At 60.6% G+C, this 19636-nt stretch carries 22 protein-coding genes; 12 read left to right on the top strand and 10 right to left on the bottom strand.

The features are described 5' to 3' along the window. Positions 1 to 106: 106 nt before the first annotated feature. The 6 genes from rluB to AB4O11_RS16100 form a co-directional block, all read right to left on the bottom strand. The gene (rluB, locus tag AB4O11_RS16125; protein ID WP_095050147.1) at positions 107 to 1327 is read right to left on the bottom strand and encodes a 23S rRNA pseudouridine(2605) synthase RluB; all 1221 of its coding nucleotides are present in this window, start codon (positions 1325 to 1327) and stop codon (positions 107 to 109) included. Positions 1328 to 1470: 143 nt separating this feature from the next. Beyond that, entirely contained in the window at positions 1471 to 1662 is a 192-nt protein-coding gene (locus AB4O11_RS16120; protein WP_460127473.1) for a DUF1289 domain-containing protein, read from the bottom strand. Between the two features lie 143 nt (positions 1663 to 1805). Next, positions 1806 to 2792 carry an SMC-Scp complex subunit ScpB gene (scpB, locus tag AB4O11_RS16115; RefSeq protein ID WP_093439535.1) on the bottom strand — a complete coding sequence of 329 codons (987 nt, stop codon included), beginning with the start codon at positions 2790 to 2792 and terminating at the stop codon, positions 1806 to 1808. A gap of 11 nt (positions 2793 to 2803) precedes the next feature. Further along, positions 2804 to 3502, bottom strand: a complete 699-nt coding sequence (locus AB4O11_RS16110; protein ID WP_172828192.1) for a segregation and condensation protein A — start codon at positions 3500 to 3502, stop codon at positions 2804 to 2806. 123 nt (positions 3503 to 3625) lie between these two features. Further along, positions 3626 to 4255 (bottom strand): L-threonylcarbamoyladenylate synthase, encoded by a 630-nt coding sequence (locus AB4O11_RS16105; protein ID WP_093440143.1) that lies wholly within the window; start codon positions 4253 to 4255, stop codon positions 3626 to 3628. A gap of 13 nt (positions 4256 to 4268) precedes the next feature. Next, complete coding sequence (locus AB4O11_RS16100) at positions 4269 to 5132, bottom strand: PHP domain-containing protein (protein ID WP_460127471.1); 864 nt, start codon at positions 5130 to 5132, stop codon at positions 4269 to 4271. Positions 5133 to 5219: 87 nt separating this feature from the next. Between AB4O11_RS16100 and AB4O11_RS16095 the strand changes: the two genes are divergently transcribed. The 6 genes from AB4O11_RS16095 to AB4O11_RS16070 all read left to right on the top strand — a co-directional run bounded on the left by AB4O11_RS16095 (position 5220) and on the right by AB4O11_RS16070 (position 9559). Further along, positions 5220 to 5819, top strand: coding sequence for a septation protein A (locus AB4O11_RS16095; RefSeq protein WP_099758321.1), 600 nt, complete (start codon positions 5220 to 5222; stop codon positions 5817 to 5819). 1 nt (position 5820) lies between these two features. Further along, positions 5821 to 6120 (top strand): YciI family protein, encoded by a 300-nt coding sequence (locus tag AB4O11_RS16090; protein WP_007919677.1) that lies wholly within the window; start codon positions 5821 to 5823, stop codon positions 6118 to 6120. Positions 6121 to 6269: 149 nt separating this feature from the next. Next, a complete protein-coding gene (locus AB4O11_RS16085) occupies positions 6270 to 6680 on the top strand; it encodes a translation initiation factor 2 (protein ID WP_099758320.1) in 411 nt (136 codons plus the stop codon). Positions 6681 to 6687: 7 nt separating this feature from the next. Next, the gene (locus AB4O11_RS16080) at positions 6688 to 7365 is read left to right on the top strand and encodes a response regulator transcription factor (protein WP_093439526.1); all 678 of its coding nucleotides are present in this window, start codon (positions 6688 to 6690) and stop codon (positions 7363 to 7365) included. Between the two features lie 229 nt (positions 7366 to 7594). Further along, positions 7595 to 8044: a Spy/CpxP family protein refolding chaperone gene (locus tag AB4O11_RS16075; RefSeq protein WP_257357561.1), complete on the top strand. Its 450-nt coding sequence runs from the start codon at positions 7595 to 7597 to the stop codon at positions 8042 to 8044. Between the two features lie 174 nt (positions 8045 to 8218). Then, entirely contained in the window at positions 8219 to 9559 is a 1341-nt protein-coding gene (locus tag AB4O11_RS16070; protein ID WP_460127468.1) for a sensor histidine kinase, read from the top strand. Positions 9560 to 9853: 294 nt separating this feature from the next. On the opposite strand, the gene AB4O11_RS16065 is transcribed toward AB4O11_RS16070, so the two are convergent. Beyond that, complete coding sequence (locus tag AB4O11_RS16065; RefSeq protein WP_460127466.1) at positions 9854 to 10420, bottom strand: nitroreductase family protein; 567 nt, start codon at positions 10418 to 10420, stop codon at positions 9854 to 9856. Positions 10421 to 10541: 121 nt separating this feature from the next. On the opposite strand from AB4O11_RS16065, the gene AB4O11_RS16060 reads away from it, so the two are divergent. Further along, positions 10542 to 11996: a TrkH family potassium uptake protein gene (locus tag AB4O11_RS16060; protein ID WP_099758316.1), complete on the top strand. Its 1455-nt coding sequence runs from the start codon at positions 10542 to 10544 to the stop codon at positions 11994 to 11996. Here AB4O11_RS16060 and AB4O11_RS16055 read toward each other — a convergent pair. After that, complete coding sequence (locus tag AB4O11_RS16055) at positions 11953 to 13014, bottom strand: AraC family transcriptional regulator (RefSeq protein WP_218189349.1); 1062 nt, start codon at positions 13012 to 13014, stop codon at positions 11953 to 11955. The genes AB4O11_RS16060 and AB4O11_RS16055 overlap by 44 nt on opposite strands. Positions 13015 to 13178: 164 nt before the next feature. Between AB4O11_RS16055 and AB4O11_RS16050 the strand changes: the two genes are divergently transcribed. Both AB4O11_RS16050 and AB4O11_RS16045 read left to right on the top strand, forming a co-directional pair. After that, complete coding sequence (locus AB4O11_RS16050; protein WP_093442638.1) at positions 13179 to 13490, top strand: Mpo1-like protein; 312 nt, start codon at positions 13179 to 13181, stop codon at positions 13488 to 13490. A 14-nt stretch (positions 13491 to 13504) separates the two neighbouring features. After that, the gene (locus tag AB4O11_RS16045) at positions 13505 to 14095 is read left to right on the top strand and encodes an HD domain-containing protein (RefSeq protein ID WP_460127463.1); all 591 of its coding nucleotides are present in this window, start codon (positions 13505 to 13507) and stop codon (positions 14093 to 14095) included. 116 nt (positions 14096 to 14211) lie between these two features. On the opposite strand, the gene AB4O11_RS16040 is transcribed toward AB4O11_RS16045, so the two are convergent. Beyond that, on the bottom strand, positions 14212 to 15027 hold the full coding sequence (locus tag AB4O11_RS16040) for a UDP-2,3-diacylglucosamine diphosphatase (protein WP_007919701.1): 816 nt from the start codon (positions 15025 to 15027) through the stop codon (positions 14212 to 14214). A gap of 135 nt (positions 15028 to 15162) precedes the next feature. Between AB4O11_RS16040 and AB4O11_RS16035 the strand changes: the two genes are divergently transcribed. Together AB4O11_RS16035 and AB4O11_RS16030 are read left to right on the top strand one after the other, a co-directional pair. Continuing rightward, on the top strand, positions 15163 to 15927 hold the full coding sequence (locus tag AB4O11_RS16035) for an AraC family transcriptional regulator (protein ID WP_093442629.1): 765 nt from the start codon (positions 15163 to 15165) through the stop codon (positions 15925 to 15927). Positions 15928 to 16103: 176 nt separating this feature from the next. Beyond that, positions 16104 to 16997 (top strand): DMT family transporter, encoded by an 894-nt coding sequence (locus tag AB4O11_RS16030; protein WP_460127461.1) that lies wholly within the window; start codon positions 16104 to 16106, stop codon positions 16995 to 16997. On the opposite strand, the gene AB4O11_RS16025 is transcribed toward AB4O11_RS16030, so the two are convergent. Further along, a complete protein-coding gene (locus tag AB4O11_RS16025; RefSeq protein ID WP_108225929.1) occupies positions 16991 to 17278 on the bottom strand; it encodes an Rdx family protein in 288 nt (95 codons plus the stop codon). The two genes, AB4O11_RS16030 and AB4O11_RS16025, sit on opposite strands and share 7 nt — an antisense overlap. A gap of 71 nt (positions 17279 to 17349) precedes the next feature. Between AB4O11_RS16025 and AB4O11_RS16020 the strand changes: the two genes are divergently transcribed. Continuing rightward, the gene (locus AB4O11_RS16020; protein WP_460127459.1) at positions 17350 to 19539 is read left to right on the top strand and encodes a patatin-like phospholipase family protein; all 2190 of its coding nucleotides are present in this window, start codon (positions 17350 to 17352) and stop codon (positions 19537 to 19539) included. The last annotated feature ends 97 nt before the right edge of the window (positions 19540 to 19636 follow it).

The following is a 19636-nucleotide window of genomic DNA, read 5'->3' as shown; positions in this document are numbered from 1 at the left end:
CAGAGCGTGGGAACGATCGGTGTACGCCAGACGAAAAAAAACGCCAACCCTGAGGTTGGCGTTTTGGCTTTGGCTTGAAGCTTGCCGCTAGAAGCTCGCAGCTGCCTTATTCCGGCTTCTTGCGACCAAACCCCGGACGCTGACCGGAACCGGCCGGTGCGCCACGACGCTTGCCCGACGGTTTGTCACCGTCAACCAGCTTGATCCCCGGACGCTTCGGCGCAGGTTTGGCCGGGCGCTTGTTGGTGGTGTCCGCTGGACGATCCGCCACAGGCGTGCCACGACCGGCAGGTGCACCACGCTCGCCACGCTCAGTGCGACCGTTGGCCGGACGCGGAGCGCGTTCGCCGTCACGGGCTACTGGCTTGCGACCTGGACGCTCGCCTTCGATCTGCGGTTCACGGCTTGGGCGCGGACCGGTCGGCGCGCCAGCGGCTGGACGCAGGGTGCGTACGCGCTCGGTCTTGGCCATCGGGCGCGACGATTTGCGCTGCATACGCTCAAGCTTGTCTTTGCTCTTGGCGTTCAGTTGCGGCATCGCTACCGGCGTCAGGCCGACTTCAGCACTGAGGATGTCGACTTCGTACTGGCTCATTTCGCGCCAGCGCCCCATCGGCAGGTCGGAGTTGAGGAACACCGGACCGAAACGCACGCGCTTCAGACGGCTGACCACCAGACCCTGCGATTCCCACAGACGACGAACCTCACGGTTACGGCCTTCCATCACCACGCAGTGATACCAGTGGTTGAAGCCTTCACCGCCCGGTGCCTGCTTGATGTCGGTGAACTTCGCCGGGCCGTCTTCCAGCACGACGCCGGCCTTCAGGCGCTCGATCATCTCGTCGTCGACTTCACCGCGTACGCGCACGGCGTACTCGCGGTCCATCTCGTAGGACGGGTGCATCAGACGGTTGGCCAGCTCACCGTCGGTGGTGAACATCAGCAGACCGGTGGTGTTGATGTCGAGACGACCGATGTTGATCCAGCGACCTTCCTTCGGACGCGGCAGCTTGTCGAACACGGTCGGACGGCCTTCAGGGTCGTCACGGGTGCAGATCTCGCCATCGGGTTTGTTGTACATGATCACGCGGCGGACCGATTCGGCCGCTTCTTCGCGCTTGATCACCTTGCCATCAATGGTGATGGCGTCGTGCATGTCGACGCGCAGACCGAGGGTGGCGTCTTTGCCATTGACCTTGATCCGGCCCTGGCTGATCCAGGATTCCACGTCACGGCGCGAGCCGACGCCGATACGGGCGAGGACTTTCTGCAGCTTTTCGCCTGCTGGGCCGATTTCCTGGTCGTCTTTCTGAATGATGTCGCTCATCTGGGCACCTCCCGGTGTGGTCTGTTCAGGCGGCGCCTGAAGCATTGAAATCTGGGTTCTCGGCCGAAGGGATCGGCGGAGGGTCGCGAATCATACGCGGATGTGCGCCATCGCGCATCAGAGACTAGTCGATCAGGCCAAGGTTATTTCTTTTTCCGCCGACCGGCGACACCGAGTTTGATCAGGCGCAGCGCGGCTTCGGCCAGTACGCTGCGCTTGTCGTCCTTGTCGAGTTTCTTCCAGGCCTTGATTTCGCGCTTGCTGCGGCCGCAGCCGAGACAGATGTCGTCGGTGAATTTGCAGAGGCTGATGCACGGGTCTTTTGTTGAACTCATACCTACTCCAGAAACACACAAATCCCCTGTAGGAGTGAGCCTGCTCGCGATTGCGGTGTATCTGCCAAGAAGATGTCGACTGACACACCGCAATCGCGAGCAGGCTCACTCCTACAGGGGTTTGCGGTGTTCTTGGGATCGGATCAGTCTTCGAACTCGCGGCGTTCGGCTTCGATGGCTTCGGCCAAGGCGCGGGCTTCGGCTTCTTCTTCGCTCAGCTCGGGTTCTGGCGCGGGTTGTTCGAGCGCGGCGACGGCGGCCAACAGCTTTTCGCGGGCTTCGGCGACGCCAAGAATGTCCTCTTCCGGTTCGGCTTCTGGCTCGGCTTCAAGTTCAACTTCAATCGCTGGCTCAGCGACTTCGGTTTCAGGCTCGGTCGTCGGCGCGTCACTGTCGCCCGCCTCACCATCCGCCGCATCTCGCAGCAAATCGTCGAAGTCGGTCTTGATCCCCTCCTCCATGCTGTCCAGCTCCAGCAGCAAGGTATGGAAACTGGTCTCTTCCTTCTCCTCTTCCGGCTCGGCGCTGGCGTCGGCCAACTCCTGCAAACCCTGCGGCACCGGAGCGTCGTCGAAATCGAGCACCGGGTCGGTTTCCATTTCGCGCAATTCGGCCAGCGGCGGCAGGTCTTCGAGGTTCTTCAGGTTGAAGTGATCGAGAAACATCTTGGTGGTGGCAAACATCGCCGGTTTGCCCGGCACATCGCGGTAACCAACAACACGAATCCACTCGCGCTCCAGCAAGGTCTTGACGATATTGCTGTTCACCGCCACGCCACGCACGTCTTCGATCTCGCCACGGGTGATCGGCTGACGGTAGGCAATCAGCGCGATGGTTTCGAGCAAGGCGCGGGAGTAACGCTGCGGGCGCTCTTCCCACAAGCGGCCGACCCACGGCGAAAACTTTTCGCGGATCTGCAAGCGATAGCCCGATGAGACTTCCTTGAGCTCGAAAGCACGGCCCTCGCAGGACTTGCCCAGCAGGGTCAGGGCTTTCTTGAAGACCGCAGGCTCGGGCCGTTCGCCTTCTTCAAACAGTTCAAACAGGCGCTCAAGGGATTGCGGCTTTCCCGAGGCCAACAGAAAGGCTTCAAGCAGGGGGGCCAGCTCGCGGGGTTCAGTCAGATTCATGTTTCGACTCGTTATTCGGCTCGGGCTCGCACGTGGATCGCGGCGAACGGCTCATTCTGCACCAGCTCGACCAAGGATTCCTTGACCAGTTCAAGGATCGCCATAAAGGTCACCACCACACCCAGCCGCCCTTCTTCGGCGGTGAACAGCTCGACGAACGGCACAAAACCGCCGCCCTTGAGCCGTTCCAGCACATCGCTCATGCGCTCGCGGGTGGACAGTGCTTCGCGGCTGACCTGGTGGCTTTCAAACATATCGCCACGGCGCAGCACTTCGGCCATGCACATCAAAATCTCTTCCAGCGCAACGTCCGGCAACAGCTTGCGTGCACGGGCTTCCGGGGCGTCGAGCTTGGGCACGATCACATCGCGGCCAACGCGGCTCAAGCCGTCGATGCCTTCGGCGGCCGCCTTGAAACGCTCGTATTCCTGCAAGCGGCGGATCAGTTCGGCACGCGGGTCGTCTTCTTCGTCTTCGACGGTTTCAGCGCGCGGCAGAAGCATGCGCGACTTGATCTCGGCGAGCATCGCGGCCATCACCAGATACTCGGCGGCCAGCTCCAGACGCACCGACTGCATCAACTCGACATAACCCATGTACTGGCGGGTGATTTCCGCCACCGGGATATCGAGGATGTTGATGTTCTGTTTGCGGATCAGGTACAGCAGCAGGTCGAGCGGGCCTTCGAAGGCTTCAAGGAAGACTTCCAGCGCATCCGGCGGGATGTACAGGTCCAGCGGCATCTCCATGACTGCCTGGCCATAGACCATGGCAAACGGCAGTTCCTGCTGAGCGCCAGCCTGGGGATCGACAACGGTTTCCACTGCGGACATTCAGGCCTCGACCATGAACGGCGCGGGGTCGCCGCAACCAACGCGGATCACTTCAGGGTCGTCGCCGGTCAGGTCGATCACGGTGGAGGCTTTGATGCCGCCGAAACCGCCGTCGATGATCAAGTCCACTTGGTGTTCAAGCAGTTGGCGCATTTCGTAAGGATCGCTGAGCGGGTCTTCGTCGCCGGGCATGATCAGGGTCACGCTCATCAGCGGCTCGCCGAGTTCGGCCAGCAGCGCCAGCGCGATCGGATGGCTGGGCACACGCAGACCGATGGTGCGCTTCTTCGGATGCAGCAACAGACGCGGCACTTCGCGGGTGGCGTTGAGAATAAAGGTGTAAGGCCCCGGCAGATGCGCCTTGAGAATGCGGAAGGTGCCGGTGTCGATCTTCGCGTAGTTGCCCAGTTGCGACAGGTCGCTGCAGATCAGCGCGAAGTTGTGCTTTTCATCGAGTTGACGCAAACGGCGCACGCGCTCGATGGCGGTCTTGTCGCCGATCTGGCAGCCGATGGCGTAGGAAGAATCCGTTGGATAAACCACCACCCCGCCTTTGCGGATGATTTCGACCGCCTGTTTTATCAGGCGCGCTTGTGGGTTTTCCGGATGTATCTGGAAAAATTGACTCACATTTTCTACCTGTTCAGACGGCGGCAATATCTGTGTCATGTTTGAACCGACACCACAGGGGTGGAAGGTCCTCGGGAACCGGCCGGTACTGGCCGATCTCTGACCAGCCGCCAGGGCCATGGAAGTCACTGCCGGCGCTGACCAGCAGACCGAACTCACGGGCAAGGATTGCCAGGCTGCCGACCTGTTCCGCAGGCTGATGGCCATTGACCACCTCGATCGCATGCCCGCCTGCTTGAATATAGTCGGCAATCAGCTTCCGGCGCTTGCTGCGGGTGAAATCGTAGTGCCACGGATGCGCGAGGCTGACCCAGGCCCCGGCGGCACGCAGTGTGCCAACGGTGTCTTCCAGCGTCGGCCAGTGCAACTTGACATCACCCAGCTTGCCGGCGCCGAGCCATTTGCGGAATGCCTCGGCGCGATCCTTTACAAAACCTTCACGCACCATCCAGTCGGCGAAATGCGGACGGGCCGGGGCGTTGCCACTGTCACCCAGTTCCTGCTGGACCTGCCGGGCACCTTCGAGGGCACCGGGCATACCCTTGAGAGCGAGTTTGCGGCTTATTTCTTCCGACCGCAGCCAGCGCCCATCGTGCAATCTGGCAATCGCTTCGACCAACGGTGTGGCTTTGACGTCGAAACCGTAGCCCAACACATGAATCGTCGCGCCGCCCCAGGTGCAGGACAATTCGACGCCGTTGACCAGTTGCATGCCCAATTCGTTGGCAGCCGTGCGCGCTTCGGCGAGGCCTTCGAGGGTGTCGTGGTCAGTCAACGCCAGGACTCGCACGCCGTTCTCGAACGCACGCGCAACCAGAACCGCAGGCGCGAGGGCGCCATCGGAGGCCGTGCTATGGCAATGCAAATCAACATTCACGGGGAGTTGTAACCTCAAATCAGCTGGCGCTATCGCGCGCCCATATGTTTGTTATTATGCCGCCACATCCAGCTTCTGGCTCTCACTGTGAAACAATTCATCGATTTCATCCCGCTTCTGCTGTTCTTCATCGTTTACAAACTTGATCCACGGGTCGTCGACATCGCTGGCCATGAAGTGACTGTAGGCGGTATTTACAGCGCCACGGCGATGCTGATCATCAGTTCCCTGGTGGTGTACGGCGCGTTGTTCATCAAACAGCGCAAGCTGGAAAAGAGCCAATGGCTGACCCTGATTGCCTGCCTGGTTTTCGGCAGCCTGACGCTGGCCTTCCACAGCGAGACCTTCCTCAAGTGGAAAGCCCCGGTGGTCAACTGGCTGTTCGCCGTCGCCTTCATCGGCAGCCACTTCATCGGTGACCGCCTGCTGATCAAACGCATCATGGGCCACGCACTGAGCCTTCCGGATCCGGTCTGGACCCGCCTGAACATCGCCTGGATCGGCTTTTTCCTGTTCTGCGGCGCTGCCAACCTGTTCGTCGCCTTCACCTTCCAGAGCTACTGGGTGGACTTCAAGGTGTTCGGCAGCCTGGGCATGACCTTGGTATTCCTGGTCGCACAGGGCATTTACCTGTCGCGTCATCTGCACGATGCCGATACCCCAACAACACCAAAAACCGAGGACTGACATGCTCTACGCCATCATTGCCACCGACGTCGCCAATTCGCTGGAAGCACGCCTGGCCGCGCGCCCTGCGCATCTGGAACGCCTGCAAGCGCTCAAGGGCGAAGGCCGCATCGTATTGGCCGGCCCGCATCCGGCCGTCGACAGCAATGATCCGGGCGCAGCGGGTTTCACCGGCAGCCTGATCGTCGCCGAATTCGACTCCCTGAGCGCTGCGCAGGCATGGGCCGATGCTGATCCGTACATCGCCGCGGGTGTCTACGCCAACGTGGTCGTCAAGCCGTTCAAGCAAGTCCTGCCTTAAACGTCCGGTGATGAGGGGATTTACCCCTCATCACTCGCGACACTGCCTCATGCAATGAACCTTCCTGGTTCTTGCTGCTCTCAATCGCTCATTATTCTCGTTTGCCTGCCGACAACCTGCCCAATATCCATTTGGAAACAGGTGTCGCGATGCGCAAGGGTCCGTTGTGTCTGATGTTGGTCACGTTGTCGATCATGGCACCCGCCCATGGTGAGGAAACCACCGAAGGCGGCAATTCCACGCCATTGTCGTTAAGCGCCGGCAGCCAGATCACCGAGTTGCAGCAGCGCCTCAAGGCCAGCGAGCAGCAACGGGAAGAACTGAGCAAACAACTGCAAAATGCCGACAATACCCGTGAAAGCGCCCAGCTCGCCCGGTTGCGCCAGGAGAACCAGCGTCTCAAGCTGCAACTCAAGGAAGCCCAGGCCAGCCCGCTGCCGCGTCTGCTGACTGATCAGCAGCAATGGTTCGTCACGGGCGCCGGAGTAGCGCTATTGGCGCTGCTCTGCGGTATCTTTGCCAGTGGAGCAAGCCGAAAACGTCGGCAATGGCTAAATTGAGTGAGTCATGAGCGAGCTGTTACTGATTGATGATGACCAGGAGTTGTGCGAACTCCTGAGTAGCTGGCTGAGCCAGGAAGGCTTCCATGTGCGCGCCTGCCACGATGGCCAGAGTGCACGCAAGGCGTTGGCCGAAACGGCCCCGGCGGCGGTGGTGCTGGATGTGATGCTGCCCGATGGCAGCGGTCTGGAACTGCTCAAGCAACTGCGCAACGACCACGCCGATCTGCCGGTGCTGATGCTTTCGGCCCGGGGTGAGCCGCTGGATCGCATCCTCGGTCTGGAACTGGGCGCCGACGATTATCTGGCCAAACCCTGCGACCCACGAGAACTGACCGCCCGCCTGCGCGCCGTACTGCGCCGCAGCCATCCGGCGGCAGTCTCGACGCAGCTTGAGCTGGGCGATCTGAGTTTCAGTCCGGTGCGCGGCGTGGTCAGCATCGACGAGAAAGAACTGACCCTCACCGTTTCCGAAAGCCGTCTGCTCGAAGCCCTGCTCAAGCAACCCGGCGAACCGCTGGACAAACAGGAACTGGCGCAGATCGCCCTCGGCCGCAAGCTGACCCTGTACGACCGCAGCCTCGACATGCACGTCAGCAACCTGCGCAAGAAAATCGGCCCGCATCCCGACGGTCGCCCACGCATCGTCGCGCTGCGCAGCCGCGGTTACTACTACAGCCTCTGAGGCTCCCCCTTGTAGGAGTGAGCCTGCTCGCGATAGCAGTGTGTCAGTCGACATGTTCTTGCCCGATACACCGTTATCGCGAGCAGGCTCACTCCTACAGGGTGTGTTTGTCAGGTCAGCGCTCGAGTGTCTTTACCGAAGCTTTACGCAGTGCTGACCGCCGCTGACCTTGATCTCCGTAATCTGAACTCATCCGGAACGTACCGGGAACGAGACAAGGAGATACACCATGCGCAAGACTCTTATCGCTCTGATGTTCGCTGCCGCTCTGCCAACCGTCGCCATGGCCATGCCGCAAGACGGTGGCCCGATGGGTGGCCCGCTCGACGGCCCACGCCACGGCGGTCAGATGCACGGCATGCACGGCAAAGGCCCGTACAGCCAACTCGACCTGTCCCGCGAACAGCGCGAACAGATCCGCAAGATCATGGGCGAGCAGATGCACGAGCGTAAGCAAGTGGTCGACAAGTATCTGGAAAAACTCTCGCCGGCTGACCAGAAAGCCATGAAGGACGAGATGGCCGCCAACCACAAGCAAGCCGAGACGGATGTTCGCGCCGTGTTGAAACCGGATCAACAGAAGAAATTCGACGAGATCCAGAAAAAACAGGCCGAGCGTCGCGCCGAATGGGCCGAATTCAAGGCGTGGAAAGCGCAACAGGCGCAAAAGGCGCAATAATGCTCTGACCCGGACCCGACGGCTAAACACCGCCGGGTCTTTTTCCACCGATCCAATGTAGGAGTGAGCCTGCTCGCGATAGCGGTGTGTCAGTCAACGAATACTTGTCTGACTCACCGCTATCGCGAGCAGGCTCACTCCTACAGGGATTTGCGTTTGTTCTGAGGATTTTCTGTGCGTTCATTGTTCTGGCGTATTCTCGCGAGCTTCTGGCTGGCCATCGCTCTGGTGGCCGGGCTGTCCATTCTGCTCGGGCACATGCTCAACCAGGACGCGTGGATCCTCAGTCGCCATCCGGGCCTCAACACCCTCGCCGGCGAATGGACGCAAACCTACGAAGCCCAGGGCGAGGAAGCTGCCCAGGACATCCTCGAACAGCGCAAACGCCAATATCACATCGATGTTCAGGTACTGAACGAATCCGGCGACCCGGTGGTTCGCGGCACCTTCCCGCGCCGCGCAGCCGCGTTCGAAGCCCGCCAGAACAATGATGACCGGCGTCTGCCATGGCGACGTCTGACCGATGAATTCACCAGCGAAAAAACCGGTGACACCTACCTGTTCATCTACCGCATCCCGCATCCGGAACTCGACTCTTGGCACCGCGAAAGCCTGCTTTGGCCATTGAGTGCGCTGGGCATCGCGTTGGTGGTGCTGACCCTGTTCAGTCTGCTGGTGACCTTCTCCATCACCCGCCCGCTCAGCCGTTTGCGCGGCGCGGTGCATGATCTCGGGCAGACCACTTATCAGCAGAACAGCCTGGCGAAACTGGCCAACCGCCGCGACGAATTCGGCGTGCTGGCCAACGATTTCAACCGCATGGGCGCGCGCCTGCAAAGCCTGATTGGCAGCCAGCGACAGCTGTTGCGCGACGTTTCCCACGAATTGCGCTCACCGTTGGCGCGGCTGCGTATCGCCCTGGCCCTGGCCGAACGCGCCAACCCTGAAGAACGCGAGAAACTCTGGCCACGCCTGACGCGCGAGTGTGATCGGCTGGAAGCGTTGATCAGTGAAATTCTGGTATTGGCGCGGGTCGATGCCGACAACGCCAGTGCTGAAGAGGTGGATCTGAATGCGTTGCTCGGCCTCTTGCAGAAGGACGCAAAACTGGGATCGCCCGAGCAGATCGTGCGTCTGGATGCCGAACCGCAGCTGAATCTGAAAGGCTGGCCGACCATGATCGAGCGCGCCGTCGATAACCTGCTGCGCAACGCCCAGCGCTTCAACCCGGAAGGTCAGCCGATTGAAATGCAGGCTTCACGTCAGGGTGAAAAAATCATCGTGAGCGTGCGCGACCATGGGCCGGGGGTGCAGGCTGAACATTTGAGCCAGTTGGGCGAGCCGTTTTACCGGGCGCCGGGACAGACGGCGGCGGGACACGGTTTGGGCCTGGCGATTGCGCGAAGGGCGGCGGAGCGGCATGGTGGGAGTTTGACGCTGGCCAATCATCCGCAGGGTGGGTTTATTGCCAGCCTGGAATTGCCGCTTGTACCCGGCGCCGTCGTCCAACCCTAAAAACCACCCTCACCCCAGCCCTCTCCCGGAGGGAGAGGGGCCGACCGAGGTGTCTTGCGTCAGACATCGACCTGAAACACCGAGTCGATTATGGGCCAGGAAGGCACGTGAATCGTCGCCGACTCTGGGTTCGAAATGCATCGGAACCGTTATCGACTCCGAACTCGAAATGCATTGGAGCCGTTATCGACTCTGGATTCAGCCGAGCACTTTCAGGTCGGCGTACCTCTACAGCATCCCCCAATCAGTCCCCTCTCCCTCTGGGAGAGGGCTAGGGTGAGGGGCTTTTGATCTTCAGGCGTTGGCGGGCCAGGCGCTGACGAACTCGGCCAGATCAACCTTTTCCGCCACACGCGGCTCTTTCTGCGGCGTGCCGAGGTAGAGAAACGCGATGACCTCTTCGCCTTCCGCCAGCCCCAAGCCTTGGGCGACATGTTTCGAATAAGCCAGATCACCCGTACGCCACACCGCACCAATCCCTTGCGCATACGCCGCCAGCAAAATCCCGTGCGCCGCACACCCGGCCGCCAGCAACTGCTCGGCCTTCGGGTACTTGACGTGTTCCTGCAACCTGGCGATCACCACAACCACCAGCGGCGCTCGCAGCGGCCCGTTACGGGCCTTGTCGATCATCGCTTCGGTGACTTCGCCTTCCTGCATTTGCGCAGCTTGCGCCAGCAACTCGCCCATTTGCTCGCGTGCCGCGCCTTCGACCGTCAGGAAGCGATACGGCTGCAAATGCCCGTGATCCGGCGCGCGCAATGCGGCGCCAAACAGAGCTTCGCGCTGCTCGGCAGTGGGGGCCGGTTCGACCAGTCGTGGAACGGAAACACGGTTGAGCAACGCGTCGAGAGCCTGCATCGGCCACCTCCTGAAAAATATGTGCGGCTATTCTAGCTGTATCTACCAACAGGATGCCGGTTTACATGCCCTGCCCCACGGGTAGAATGGCGCCCTTCCCACATCAGCCCGAGCGGACTTCATGGCGTTGCCGACCTTACGGATCATTGGTTTCATCATCGGCATCTTCCTGATCACCCTGGCTGTGGCCATGGTCGTGCCTATGGCCACCCTGGTGATTTTCGAGCGCACCGGTGATCTGCCGTCGTTCCTCTGGGCGAGCATGATCACCTTCGTCGCCGGCCTCGCGCTGGTGATTCCCGGCCGACCGGAACACATTCACCTGCGCCCGCGCGACATGTACCTGCTGACGGTCAGCAGTTGGCTGGTGGTGTGCATTTTTGCTGCGCTGCCGTTTCTGCTGACCCAGCACATCAGCTACACCGACTCGTTTTTCGAAAGCATGTCCGGCATCACCGCGACCGGCTCGACCGTACTCAGCGGGCTCGACACCATGTCACCGGGCATTCTTATGTGGCGCTCGCTGCTGCACTGGCTCGGCGGCATCGGCTTTATCGGCATGGCGGTGGCGATTCTGCCGCTGCTGCGCATCGGTGGCATGCGCCTGTTCCAGACTGAATCCTCGGACCGCTCGGAAAAGGTCATGCCGCGCTCGCACATGGTGGCGCGCCTGATTGTGGCAGCGTATGTCGGCATCACCATCCTTGGCAGCCTGGCGTTCTGGTGGGCCGGGATGAGTCCGTTCGACGCAATCAACCACGCGATGTCGGCGATCTCCACTGGCGGGTTCTCCACCTCCGATCAATCCCTGGCCAAGTGGACGCAACCGGCGGTGCACTGGGTCGCAGTCGTCATCATGATTCTCGGCAGCCTGCCGTTCACCCTGTACGTGGCGACGTTGCGCGGCAACCGCAAGGCGCTGATAAAGGATCAGCAGGTGCAGGGTTTGCTCGGTATGCTGCTGATGACCTGGCTGGTGCTCGGCACCTGGTACTGGTGGACGACCAATTTGCATTGGCTGGAGGCGCTACGCCACGTAGCGCTGAACGTGACGTCGGTGGTCACCACCACCGGTTTCGCCCTCGGCGACTACAGCCTGTGGGGTAACTTCTCACTGATGCTGTTTTTCTATCTGGGTTTTGTCGGTGGTTGTTCCGGGTCGACGGCGGGCGGGATCAAGATCTTCCGTTTCCAGGTCGCCTACATCTTGCTCAAGGCCAACCTTAATCAACTGATTCACCCGCGTGCGGTGATCAAGCAGAAGTACAACGGCCACCGTCTCGACGAAGAGATCGTCCGTTCGATTCTGACCTTTTCGTTCTTCTTCGCCATCACCATCTGCGTGATCGCCCTGCTCCTGTCGCTGCTCGGCGTTGACTGGATGACCGCGTTGACCGGCGCTGCGAGCACCGTGTCCGGCGTCGGCCCGGGCCTGGGCGAAACCATCGGCCCGGCAGGTAACTTCGCCACCCTGCCGGATGCGGCCAAGTGGATCCTGTCGTTCGGCATGCTGCTCGGCCGACTGGAGATCATTACGGTGTTTGTACTGTGTATTCCGGCCTTTTGGCGTCACTGACCGCGCTCGGCGCCTGCAACAACCGCGTCCGGTAATCGCCGGGCGTGGTGTCGAACCAGCGGCGGAACGCGCGAAAGAAGTTGCTCGGGTCGGCAAATCCCAAAAGATAAGCGATTTCCAGCAGCGTCATGCTCGGTTGCGCCAGATACTGCTCGGCCAGTTCGCGGCGGGTGTCATCGAGCAACTGCTGAAAACTGGTGCCCTCCTCCTGCAAGCGGCGCTGCAAAGTGCGCTGCGATAAATGCAGGGTCTGCGCCACAGTATCGCGCTTCGGCTCACCTTGCGGCAGCAAACGGCACAGCACCTGTCGCGCTTTGTGGGTCACGCGGCTTTCGGAAAACCGCGCCAGATATTCCCCGGCAAAGCGGTCGTGCAACAGCGCCATCGCTTCGTTGGCTGTCGGCAGCGGCGCTTCCATGTCGGCGCGTTCGAAGATCAGCGCGTCATACGGCGCGTTGAACATCAGCGGCGCGTGGAAGGCTTGTTTGTAGGGTTCCAGGTCCTCGGGTTCGGCGCCCTGCACCAGCACTTTGACCGGGTGCAACGTGCGTCCGGTCAACCAGCCGCACAGGCCCAGCGCACAGGCCAGCGAGGCTTCGGCGCTTTGCCGGGTCGGCGGCAGATGGTCACCGTGCACGGTCAGAATCAGCGCATAACCGTCATCAAGCAATCGGAAACTCAGATCGGCGCTCTCGGCGATGATGCGCTGATAGCGCACCAGCCGTTGAAAGCCTTCGGCGAGGGTATTGCTCGACATCAACGCGTAGCCGGCGACATGAAAAGACGCCGGGCGCACCACCTTGCCCATGTTCAGGCCGATCGCCGGGTTGCCGGATAACTCGACCGCCCGTTGCCAGAGACGGGTCATGGAATCTTGCGGGAAGCGCGCATCCGGATCATCCAGAGCCGTGTAATCGAGCCCCAGTTGTTTGAACAGAACCCGGCAATCCAGGCCGTCCATCTCCAATGCTTTGACAATCCCCATCGCCCAGCTTGCAGAAGTCGTTCGTTCGCTCATGGCGTTATTCTTTTACATGATGGGCCGCATGTTACGGCCCGATTTGCGAAGGATACTAAAGTGGCGCCGATTGTCACTGGCCCACGCCAATGATCACTCTAGACTCAAATAAGCTACCCGCAGCACAACTCGTCGCCAGAACAATAACCACAGAGAACGCGGTCGTGGAAAACATCAAACATTTCAACAGCTTCGCTGAGTTCTATCCGTATTACCTCAGCGAACACAGCAACAGTACCTGCCGGCGCCTGCATTTCATCGGCACGACACTGGTGATTTTTATTCTCGCGCTGACCATCGCCAAGGGCGCCTGGCTGTTGTTATTGGCCTTGCCGCTGGCCGGTTACAGCTTCGCCTGGGTCGGGCACTTTTTCTTTGAAAAGAACCGGCCGGCGACTTTCCAGCATCCGCTGTACAGCCTGCTTGGCGACTTCGTCATGTACCGCGACATGATTCTGGGTCGCGTGGCGTTCTGAATGAGGGTCAGCCAATGAATGCCAATGCCTGCTTCACCCATATGAAGGACGGTACCCAAGAAGATTGGGCGATCATCGCCGCCGACTTCAGCGCCTACGCCAAACAGTTGCCCGCACGGATCATGACCCACCTGAAACTGCTGGAAGGCGATTTCGGCGGCTTCCCGGTGGATCGCCTGACCCACTCGCTGCAAACCGCCACCCGTGCCTTTCGTGACGGGCGCGACGAGGAATATGTGGTTTGTGCCTTGCTGCATGACATCGGCGACACCCTGGGTTCGTACAACCATCCGGACATTGCCGCTGCGATACTCAAGCCGTTCGTCAGCGCTGAGAATGTGTGGATGGTCGAGAAGCACGGGGTGTTTCAGGGCTATTACTTTTTTCATCACCTGGGCATGGATCGGCATCTGCGTGAACAGTTCGCCGGTCATCCGCAGTTTCAGGCAACGGCCGAATTTTGCGCCAAATACGATGCGGCGGCGTTTGATCCTGACTATGACACGCTGCCGTTGAGTTTTTTCGAGCCGATGATGGAGCGGTTGTTTGCGCAGCCGAAGAACTCGATTTACAAGGCCGCGATGGAGCAACACTCGCCAGCGTAATCATCCTCGGGAACCGCTGCGCGGTTCATCGCGAGCAGGCTCACTCCTACAGTTGAAATGCGTACCCCTGTAGGAGTGAGCCTGCTCGCGATGAGGCCCTCTCAATCACCAGAGCATTAGGCGAGTTCGGCGACTTTGGCCGCTTTCAGCTCCGCCTCCCGCGCCTGCGCATCCGCCAGCCGATACAACTCGATCGTGCCATCCCAGTGTTCGATCAGCGCCGTGCACGACTCCACCCAATCGCCGCAATTGAGGTAATCCACCTCGCCGACCTTGCGGATCTCGGCATGGTGAATGTGCCCGCACACCACGCCATGCAACTCGCGCTTCACGCATTCATGGGCGATGGCTTCTTCAAAGTCGCTGATGAAACTCACCGCGGTCTTCACCTTGTGTTTCAGGTACGCCGACAGCGACCAATAGCCGTAGCCATAGCGGGCACGCCAGTGGTTAAGCCAGCGATTGAGGGTCAAAGTGAATTCGTAGGCGGAGTCGCCAAGGAAGGCCAGCCAGCGGTGATAACGGGTGATTACATCGAACTGATCGCCATGAATCACCAGCAGATGCCGGCCATCCGCCGTGACATGCACCGCTTCGTCGACCAACTGGATATTGCCCAGAATCAGCTTCGAATAACGACGCAGGAATTCGTCGTGGTTGCCGGTGACGTAAATCACCTCGGTGCCGCGCTTGCTCATGGTCAGCAAGCGGCGGATCACGTTGGTATGCGCCTGCGGCCAGTACATGCCGCCGCGTAGCTTCCAACCGTCAATGATGTCGCCAACCAGGTAAATCTTGTCGGCATGGTAGCCCTTGAGAAATTGCGACAAGTGCTCGGCCTGGCAATCCCGCGTGCCCAGGTGCACGTCGGAGATCCACAGGGTTCGCACCCGTTGTTTACGACTGGGTCGGGCGAGCTCGGCGCTGGTCATGGGCAACCCTCTGCGATGTTTTCGCCACTGTGCGCGCGCCCGGTTAATCGACCATGACAAGCGTGAGTCAGTCCTGTGACAACGCATCCGGTGTGCGCCGGTGTAGACTGACGACCACTTCGGAGACAACCTGCCATGCGACCGATCCTCACCCTGCGCCAGTACACCCACGATTTGATCGCCCACAGCCACGACCACGCGCAATTGGTGTTCGGGCTGTCCGGTGCGCTGGATTTCGAGGTCGAGGGCAGTGGCAGTCAGGTGCGTCAGCAGAGTTTTGTTGTTATCCCTTCCGGCGCTCATCATGCCTGCGGCAGTCCCAATGGCAGCCGCTGTCTGGTACTGGATATCCCGAACGGCCAATGGCTGACGGATTCACTGGGCGAACATGCCGACGCCAGCCATCGTCTGCTCGATCAACCGGCGCGCTTGTCGCTGGATTCGGGGCAAAGTCAGTTGGTCAGCTGGCTGGCAAACAGTCCGGTCAGCGATCCATTGATTGCCCAGCAAGGCGCGGTGTTGCTGCTGGCCAGTCTGAATCACGCGCAACCTGCGGAACACGCCATTCGCCGCCTCCCCTATGCCGCACTGGATGCGCACATCGAGCAATACGCCGCGTATCCGCTGCAAGTCGCCGATCTGGCACGGGTGGCAGGATTGTCCAGCGCGCGTCTGCATGCGCGGTTCATGGCCGAATGCGGGCAGACGCCGATGGATTACATCCGCAGCCGACGCCTGCATCTGGCCGTGCAAATGCTCCGCGACACCGCCCTGCCGATCGGCGAAGTTGCCAGTCGCGTCGGCTACAGCTCGCAGAGCGCTTTCTCGGCCGCGATCCTACGTGAGTTCAGCGCATCGCCCGGCCAGCTTCGGCGCGATTCCTGCGACAAAAGACGATAGTCTGCCGACAGACTTGTAGGCCGATACAGGGTTCAATGGACTTATTGATCGTTCCCGCGCTCTGCGTGGGAATGTAGCCCGTGACGCTCCGCGTCACTGGACGCAGAGCGTCCCTAGAGGCATTCCCACGCAGAGCGTATCAATCACAAGAAACCGTGTCTGGATTAAGGATTGCAATGACTCCGCGTACCGCCCTCGGCGCTCTGCATATCGGTGCTTTGATGTTCGGCCTCACCGGTGTGTTCGGCAAACTCGCTGCTGCGTCCCCCGCTGTGATCGTCTTTGGACGCGCGGCTTTCGCCGTACTCGCCCTGGCATTTTTCGCCCGTTTCGCCAGCCAGCAAGGCTGGCAGAAACTTCAGGCCGTGGACTGGCGCCGCCTCGCCCTCAGCGGCGTGTTGCTGGCCGGGCACTGGGTGAGTTTCTTTCTGTCTGTGAAGATCGCCGGTGTCGCCATCGCGACGTTGGGTTTTGCCAGTTTCCCGGCCTTCACTGTGATTCTCGAAGGGCTGATTTTCCGTGAACGCATCCGTGCCAATGAAATTCTGCTGGTGGTGTTGGTCAGCATTGGCCTGATTCTGGTGACCCCGGCCTTCGATCTCGGCAGCGGTGCGACCATCGGCTTGCTCTGGTCAGTGCTTTCGGGGCTGCTGTTTTCGCTATTGTCGCTGACCAACCGCGCCAGCTCCGGGCGCATCCCGGCAGTGCAGGCGGCGTTGTGCCAAAACGTGGTGGTGGCAATGTGTCTGCTGCCAGTGGCGGCGCCGCAACTCAGCGAGGTGCGTGCACTGGACTGGCTTTGGATCGCCCTGCTCGGGGTGTTCTGTACCGGCGTCGCCCACAGCCTGTTTGTGGCCAGTCTGGCGGTGATCAAGGCGCGCACGGCGGCGGTAGTGTTTGCGCTGGAGCCGGTCTACGGCATCACCGTCGCCTGGCTGTTGTTCAATGAAAACCCGACGTCGAAGATGTTGCTCGGCGGTGCGTTGATCATTGTTGCCATCGTCGTGTCAGCGCGGATGTCCGGCCACGCCGACAAGAAAGCCGTCGCCGCCGAGGCTGCGTCTCACTGAGTGCGGTCGTTGTGACCGAGGTCGCGGTCAGGATCGATCTGATCGCGAACCCGCTGCTTCAACACCTTGGCCTCGGGAAAACCGCCATCAGCCTTGCGTTCCCAGATCTGCACGCCGTCGCAGCTGATGTGAAATACCCCGCCGGTGCCGGGCACCAGAGACACTTTGCCGAGGTCATCGCCAAAGGTGCTGAGCAGTTCCTGCGCCAGCCACGCCGCGCGCAGCAGCCACTGGCATTGGGTGCAATAAGTGATGACAACTTCTGCTTTTGCGACAGTCATGTTCGCTGAAACTCCTGAGACAGAGGGCGCCGCTATAATAGCCGGCTTTATCGCTTGCCCCGAGACTCACAATGCGCCGTTTGCTGTTCTGCCTGCTGCTTGGTTTGCTTCCACTGTTTGTTCACGCCAGTGACGCGCCGCGACCGAAAGTCGGCCTGGTGCTGTCCGGCGGTGCTGCGCGTGGTCTGGCGCACATCGGCGTGCTCAAAGCCCTCGAAGAACAAGGCATCAAAATCGATGCGATTGCCGGCACCAGCATGGGCGCGGTGGTCGGCGGCCTGTACGCCTCGGGCTACAAGATCGATGAGCTGGAAAAACTCGCGCTGAACATCGACTGGCAAGCCGCATTGTCCGACGCCCCGCCGCGCGAGGACGTGCCGTTTCGACGCAAACAGGATGACCGCGACTTTCTGGTGAAACAGAAACTCAGCTTTCGCGACGACGGCAGTCTCGGCCTGCCTCTGGGTGTGATTCAGGGCCAGAACCTCGCGCTGCTGCTGGAAAGCCTGCTGGCCCACACCAGCGATACCCGGGATTTCGACAAACTGCCGATCCCGTTCCGCGCTGTGGCCACCGACATTGCCAATGGCGAAAAAGTGGTGTTCCGCAAAGGCCACTTGCCTCAGGTGATCCGCGCCAGCATGTCGATCCCGGCGGTGTTCGCCCCGGTCGAGCTCGACGGCCGGCTGTTGGTGGACGGCGGTATGACCGACAATATCCCGCTGGATGTCGCGCGGGAAATGGGCGTTGACGTGGCCATCGTCGTCGACATCGGCACACCGCTGCGCAACCGCAAGCAACTGACCACCGTGGTCGATGTGCTGAACCAGTCGATCACCCTGATGACCCGCAGTAATTCCGAAGAACAACTGGCCGCGCTGAAATCCTCCGATGTGCTGATCCAGCCTGCGCTGGCCGCATACGGTGTCACCGATTTCGGTAAAGCCCAGGACATGATCGACGCAGGTTACCGCGCGACCCGCATCCTCGATGCGCGCCTCGCCGTGCTCAAACCCGAGGAATCCCAAGACGCCGAACTCGCTGCCGCCCGTTCCCCGGGGCAGCGCACGCCGATCATCACCGCGATCCGCGTCGAGAACGACTCAAAAGTCGACGACGACGTGATCCGCTACTACATTCGCCAGCACATTGGCGAGCCGCTGGACCTGGGGCGATTGCACTCGGACATGGGCACCTTGTATGGCCTCGACTACTTCGAACAAGTGCAGTACCGCGTGGTGCACAAGGGCCAGGACCACACACTGGTGATCAGTGCCCGGGGCAAGCGCAGCGGTACCGATTACCTGCGGGTCGGTCTCAATCTGTCCGACGACATGCGCGGCGATAGCGCCTTCAACCTCGGTGCCAGTTACCGCATCAACGGCATCAACCGCCTCGGCGCGGAATGGCTGACACGCGCGCAGATTGGCGATAAACAAGAGCTGTATACCGAGTTCTATCAACCGCTGGACGTCGGCTCGCGCTATTTCGTCGCACCGTACGCCTCGTTCGAGGCGCAGAACGTTGAAGCGGTGCTCGACAACGATCCGATCGCACAGTACCGCGTCGAGCGCTACGGTTTCGGCCTTAACTTCGGTCGCCAGATCGGCAACAACGGCGAAGTGCGGTTCGGTGTCGGCGAGGCCTGGGGCAAGGCCGATGTGCGCATTGGTGATCAGGATCTGCCGAGTGAAAACTTCAACGAAGGCTTCTATGCGCTGAAATATTCGTACGACTCACTGGATAACGTCTACTTCCCTCACGACGGGAAGGACGTCAGCCTGACGCTGATGCAGTTCGAACCGGGGCTGGGTTCGGATACGCGTTATCGACAATGGGAATTCAAACTCGACAAAGCCATGAGCCGTGGCCCGGACACGCTGATTCTCGGCGGGCGCTACGGGCGTACGCTGGACGATGCCAATGTGGTGACGTCGAGCTTCCTGCTCGGCGGCGCGCGGCAATTGTCGGGGTTCCGTGAAGACGCGATTTCCGGGCAGAACGTCAGCCTGATGCGCGCGGTGTACTACCGCCGGCTGACGCCGCGCTCGTATCTGCCGCTGGACTTTCCGCTGTATGCCGGCGCCTCGCTGGAGCGTGGGCGGGCGTGGAACAACGACAATGAGTTCGACAGTGGCTACATCAACGCCGCCAGCGTGTTCATTGGTTTTGACACGCCGCTGGGGCCGTTGAATTTCAGTTACGGGCTGAATGATGCGAATGAGCAGGCGGTTTATCTGAACCTTGGCCAGACCTTCTGATCAGGTCGCCTGACAATCCGTCTTCGCGAGCAGGCTCGCTCCCACACGGGAACGCATTCCAATTGTGGGAGCGAGCCTGCTCGCGAAAACGATATCA

Source organism: Pseudomonas sp. H1_D05 (assembly GCF_054682705.1).
This window is presented reverse-complemented; position numbering and strand designations above follow the sequence as displayed.